Origin of the sequence: Cohnella baijiui (assembly GCF_020731285.1) — a bacterium.
In the GTDB taxonomy this organism is placed as follows: Bacteria; Bacillota; Bacilli; order Paenibacillales; family Paenibacillaceae; genus Cohnella.
In genome coordinates this window covers 1-382 of sequence record NZ_JAJFOW010000140.1, presented here as the reverse complement: position 1 = coordinate 382, position 382 = coordinate 1, and the positions used below count along the sequence as shown (strand labels likewise).

Sequence of the window (382 nt, the reverse complement as noted above, 5' to 3'; positions counted from 1 at the left end):
GTTACTACTTAGGTCACTGAATAAAACTTCCACATAAGGGGTAATGGAAATTACCTTAAGATATGGAAGGCGGTTATCAAGTGGTGGACTTCAATCTGAGTGAAGAGCAGCTCCAAAAGCTCTGTAAAGGAGATCCGGAGATTTACGCGTTAATAAAAGCGTTGCTCCATCGCATTGATGTACTCGAGCGCGAGAATAAGGAACTGCGACGCCAACTCGGACAGAACTCCAACACCAGCAGTAAACCGCCTTCTTCGGACGGTTACCGCAAACCCACCAATCTGCGAACCCCGGGCGGCAAGAAAGGCGCGCCGAAAGGTCACAAAGGCAACACACTACCATTTTCCGCGACACCCGACCACTTCATAGACCATGTTCCTTC

1 protein-coding gene is annotated in these 382 nt (G+C 49.2%); it reads left to right on the top strand.

The window, feature by feature from the left end; translation table 11 throughout:
* Positions 1 to 80: 80 nt before the first annotated feature.
* Positions 81 to 382 (top strand): DUF6444 domain-containing protein (locus tag LKX83_RS32020; RefSeq protein WP_370639171.1); only part of this gene is annotated, 302 nt, incomplete at its 3' end.